The sequence below is a fragment of the Azonexus sp. genome, from assembly GCF_036170495.1.
In the GTDB taxonomy this organism is placed as follows: Bacteria; Pseudomonadota; Gammaproteobacteria; order Burkholderiales; family Rhodocyclaceae; genus Azonexus.
Window position 1 is genome coordinate 4,069 of the sequence record NZ_JAVHPH010000449.1, and the last position, 4,537, is coordinate 8,605.

4 protein-coding genes are annotated in these 4,537 nt (G+C 61.8%); 2 read left to right on the forward strand and 2 right to left on the reverse strand.

Going from position 1 to position 4,537, the window contains the following annotated elements; translation table 11 throughout:
- The first annotated feature begins 236 nt into the window (after positions 1 to 236).
- A complete protein-coding gene (gene soxB / locus ADADOO_RS16165) occupies positions 237 to 1,958 on the forward strand; it encodes a thiosulfohydrolase SoxB (RefSeq protein ID WP_511278536.1) in 1,722 nt (573 codons plus the stop codon).
- Complete coding sequence (locus ADADOO_RS16170; RefSeq protein ID WP_511278537.1) at positions 1,958 to 2,569, forward strand: rhodanese-like domain-containing protein; 612 nt, start codon at positions 1,958 to 1,960, stop codon at positions 2,567 to 2,569. Before soxB ends, ADADOO_RS16170 begins: the two co-directional genes overlap by 1 nt.
- Positions 2,570 to 2,696: 127 nt before the next feature.
- Here ADADOO_RS16170 and ADADOO_RS16175 read toward each other — a convergent pair whose 3' ends face one another.
- Positions 2,697 to 3,797, reverse strand: a complete 1,101-nt coding sequence (locus ADADOO_RS16175) for a YeeE/YedE family protein (RefSeq protein WP_511278538.1) — start codon at positions 3,795 to 3,797, stop codon at positions 2,697 to 2,699.
- Positions 3,798 to 3,842: 45 nt separating this feature from the next.
- Positions 3,843 to 4,511 (reverse strand): methyl-accepting chemotaxis protein, encoded by a 669-nt coding sequence (locus ADADOO_RS16180; RefSeq protein WP_511278540.1) that lies wholly within the window; start codon positions 4,509 to 4,511, stop codon positions 3,843 to 3,845.
- Between the last annotated feature and the right edge of the window lie 26 nt (positions 4,512 to 4,537).

Here is a 4,537-nt window from a genome sequence, read left to right on the forward strand (position 1 = left end):
TCAAGTACGTCTACGACAAGGTCTACAACTCCAACGCCTTCACGGCGTGCACCAATATGCCGCGCTTCGGCCTGCATAACTGGGTGACACCGGAGCAGATCACCCATATCGTGGCTTTCCTGATTGATCCGGAATCGCCGGTGAATAAGGACTAGAACTTGCGTGATTGGCCCGGCCGGGAAACCGGCTGGGCTTTTTTTTGGTTACGCCAAAACTAAGTTTTAAAGGATTACAAAATGAGCATGAATCGTCGGGAATTTCTTCAGGTCATGGCCGTCGCGGCGGCCGGTGGCATGTCCTTGCACAGCGAATTGGCGCAAGCTGAAAAAGGCGCCGCCAAACTCTACGACCTGCCCAAATTTGGCAACGTCAGCCTGCTGCACATCACCGACTGCCACGCCCAGTTGCTGCCCATTTACTTCCGCGAGCCGAACGTCAATCTCGGCTTTGGCGACCAGTTCGGCAAGGTGCCACACCTTGTCGGCGCCAACCTGCTCAAGCACTTCGGCTTCAAGCCGAACAGCCTGGAAGCGCATGCCTACACCTATCTGAATTTCGAAAAAGCCGCCGAGACCTATGGCAAGGTCGGCGGTTTTGCCCACCTGGCGACGCTGGTCAAGCGCATGAAGGCCAATCGCCCGGGCGCCCTGCTGCTCGACGGCGGCGACACCTGGCAAGGTTCCGGCACGGCGCTGTGGTCCAACGCCCAGGACATGGTCGATGCCTGCAAGGCGCTCGGTGTCAATGTCATGACGCTGCACTGGGAATCGACCTACGGCGAGGCCCGGGTCAAGGAAATCGAGGAAAAGGATTTCGCCGGCCAGATCGACATCGTCGCCCAGAACGTCAAGACCACCGACTTCGGCGATCCGGTATTCAAGCCCTTCGTCATGAAGAACATCAACGGCGTACCGGTCGCCATCATCGGTCAGGCCTTCCCCTACACGCCGATTGCCAACCCGCGCTGGCAGACGCCGAACTGGAGCTTCGGCATCCAGGAAGAGAACATGCAGAAGACCGTCGACGAAGCCCGTGCCGCTGGCGCGCAGGTTGTCGTCGTGCTGTCGCACAACGGCATGGACGTCGACCTCAAGATGGCCTCGCGCGTCAAAGGCATCGACGCCATCCTCGGCGGCCATACCCACGACGGCATGCCGGCGCCGGTCGTCGTCAAGAATGCCGGCGGCCAGACCCTGGTGACCAATGCTGGCTCCAACGGCAAGTACCTCGGCGTGCTCGATTTCGATGTCAAGAACGGCAAGATCGCCGACTTCCGCTACAAGCTGCTGCCGGTCTTCGCCAATCTGCTGCCGGCCGACCAGGACATGCGGACGCTGATCGACAAGGCGCGCGCCCCGTACCTCTCCAAGCTCAACGAAAAGCTGGCGGTCAGCGAAGGCCTGCTCTACCGCCGCGGCAACTTCAACGGTACTTTCGACCAGGTCATCCTCGATGCGCTGATGAAAGTGAAGGACGCCGAAATCGCCTTCTCGCCCGGCTTCCGCTGGGGCACCTCGCTGCTCCCCGGCCAGCCGATCCTGATGGAACACGTGCTCGACCAGACTGCGATCACCTATCCGTGGACGACGGTGACCAACATGAGTGGCGAAATGATCAAGACCGTGCTCGAAGACGTCTGCGACAACCTGTTCAACCCCGACCCCTACTATCAACAGGGCGGCGACATGGTGCGCGTCGGCGGTTTGCAATGGACCTGCGACCCGACCGCCAGGATGGGCAGCCGCATCCAGAACATGATGCTCAAAGGCCAGCTCATCGACCCGGCCAAAACCTACAAAGTGGCCGGCTGGGCGCCGGTTTCGGAGGCAGCCAAGAACGCCGGCGAACCGATCTGGGACGTCGTCGCCACCTATCTGCGCGACATCAAGACCGTCAAGCCGGTCAAACTCAACCTGCCGACGCTGAAAGGCGCCGCCAACAACCCGGGGATCGCCTGATGAAACTTCTATCCAAGTTCTTTGCCATCGCCGCGCTGGCCGTCGCCACGCAAACCTTCGCCGCCGACTGGGCATCGGGCAGCACTGACTGGGACAAGCTGCCTGAGGTCAAGAAATCGAAAGTTGGCCTCTACCTGACGCCGCAGCAGGCTCATGACATGAAGAAGAACAATCCGCAGGGCGTTGCCTTTTTCGACATCCGGACCCGCGCCGAAGCCATGTACGTCGGGATGTCGGCTGATGTCGATGGCCTCGTCCCCTACGTTGAGCATGCGGAAATCATGAGTGACTGGGATGAAAAGCGCGGTAGCTACAAGCTTGAGCCGAACTCTGATTTTGTCCCCGAAGTGGATCGCCGCCTGACCGCCATGGGTCTGGCCAAGGACGCCACCATCATTCTGATGTGTCGCTCTGGCGACCGCAGTGCCAAGGCGCAGGATCTTCTTCTGCAGGCCGGTTACCGCAAGGTTTATGGCGTCGCCGAAGGCTTTGAGGGCGACACCGCCAAGGAAGGCCCGAAAACCGGGCAGCGTGCGGTCAATGGCTGGAAGAATGCCGGCCTGCCCTGGGCCTACAAACTGGATAAGGCGAAAATGTACTTTCCGCGCTGATCGTCAATCGGCGTTCACGGCAATCCTCGCTGCGGCGGGGATTTTTTCGTCTGGCGTCACGGAGATTTCAAATTTTGCCGATTTTTCCGGTTGACCGTGGGAACGGGGGCGCGCTGTTGAGGCAGGATTACGGCGAGGTCGCCGGCCTGCTGCCGGCGCCCGCCGTTGTCGTCACCTGTGGCGTCGGCCGATCGATCAGGCGGTCGGCCAGTCCGGCGCCGATCCACATGCCGATCAGCGAAATCCACGCCGTCAGCGCGAAAATCGCGGCGCCCGAGACGCCAGCCCCGACGGCGCAACCACCGGCGAGCATGCCGCCGAAACCCATGCAGACGGCGCCGGCCATGTAGCGCCGCATGCTGTGACCATCTTTGAAGCCTTCCAGCTTCAATTCCTTGCCCCACAAAGCGGCGAGGAAAGAGCCGAAAACCACGCCGGGGACCAGGCCGATGTTGAAATCCCACGGCTGGCCGGGCGGGGAGAGGACGAGCATCAGCATGTCGGCCGACGGGCCGGTGAAGCTCAGGCTCTGGACAGGGATGATTTCGAAGGATTGGCTGCCGACCTGATAGGTGACCAGCCAGGCCAGGGCGACCATCAGGCCGACGCCGGCGCCGCCCAGCCATTCGCGGCGGGCGAGGTGGGCGCGGCGGGCAAAGTGGATGGCCGCGGCGAGCCAGACGAGGCCAAAGAGCAGACCGCCGATGTGGCCGAGATGGAGGACGGCGAGGAGGTCGCGGGCGGTGCCGCCGTCGATGGTCAGCCAGCTTGAAATCCAGGTACGCAAGGGCGAGAGCAGACCGTTCAGCGAGGCCTGGGCGGCGACGGCGAAAATCAGCCCGGCGAGCAGGGCGCGTAGATTACCGTTGGCGGCCAGGACGAGCATGCGCGACGAGCAGCCGCGGGCCAGGATCATGCCGATGCCGAAGAGCAGACCGCCGACCAGCGCACCGGACAGGCTGCCCTTGGTGGCTAGTTGGCGGGCCTGCGAGACATCGAGCCAGCCTTGTGTGATGAAAAACTGGGTGGCGATGAGCGCCGCGGAAAAGGCAAAGAGCCAGACAGCGAGCTTGCTGCAACCGTTGCGGTTGGCGAATTCGACGACGGCCGAGCGCAGGCAGAAACGCGAGCGCTGGGCAAAAATACCGAAAAAGAGGCCGACGGTCAGTCCGGCCAGCGTGACGGCGGTCTTCTCGCCGAGGCTTTCGATCAGGCTGGTCAATTCCATTTTTGGCCCAATTTTCCGGTTGACCGTACCAATGCAAAACCGCTGTCAGAACAGCTCGATGTCGCCTTCGCTGCTATTCATCGCGCTCGCCCCGGTATGGCTGGCCTTCATGGCATCGCCCTGGACATGCGAGTTGACCAGCAGGGCGACCAGTTTCTGGCTGCGCGAGCGGAAACGTTGCAGGCCGTCAGCTTCGCTGTCGTGTTGCAGCGCCAGGAAGGCGTGCATGTAGTCGCCGACGTTGGTCGTCCGCTGGCTGATGCGCGACATCATCTGCGTCACGATGTCCTCGAACTGGATGGCCATGACACCTTCTTCGGTCATCTCGTGCATCTGTTCGGTGATGGCCGTGATGTGGTCGGAGTGCTCGCGTGCCTTGCCGGTTAGCGCCAGCAATTCGTTGCCCAGATCCTGCAAGGTCGTCTGCGATTTTTCAGCCAGGCTCATGTCGATGCGGGTGGCGTCGGCGACGCGTGCCCCGACCTCCTGCAACGAATTCATGATGTCGCTCAGCGAGGTGCGGATGTCGACATTGAATTCGCCGGTACGGGCAGCCAGATTGCGCACTTCGTCGGCCACGACGGCAAAACCACGCCCCGCTTCGCCCGCCCGCGCCGCTTCAATGGCGGCATTGAGCGCCAGCAGGTCGGTCTGCTTGGTAATGCCGGCGATGTCGTTCAGCGAACGGTTAATCAGCGCAACCTTGCCCTGCATTTCATCAAAGCTGGCGGCAATGCCCT

Coding starts and splice junctions, on each gene's coding strand:
- ADADOO_RS16170 (WP_511278537.1), top strand. CDS start 1,958: ATGAAACTTCTATCCAAGTTCTTTGCCATCGCCGCGCTGGCCGTCGCC.
- soxB (WP_511278536.1), top strand. CDS start 237: ATGAGCATGAATCGTCGGGAATTTCTTCAGGTCATGGCCGTCGCGGCG.
- ADADOO_RS16180 (WP_511278540.1), bottom strand. CDS start 4,511: ATGCAGGGCAAGGTTGCGCTGATTAACCGTTCGCTGAACGACATCGCC.
- ADADOO_RS16175 (WP_511278538.1), bottom strand. CDS start 3,797: ATGGAATTGACCAGCCTGATCGAAAGCCTCGGCGAGAAGACCGCCGTC.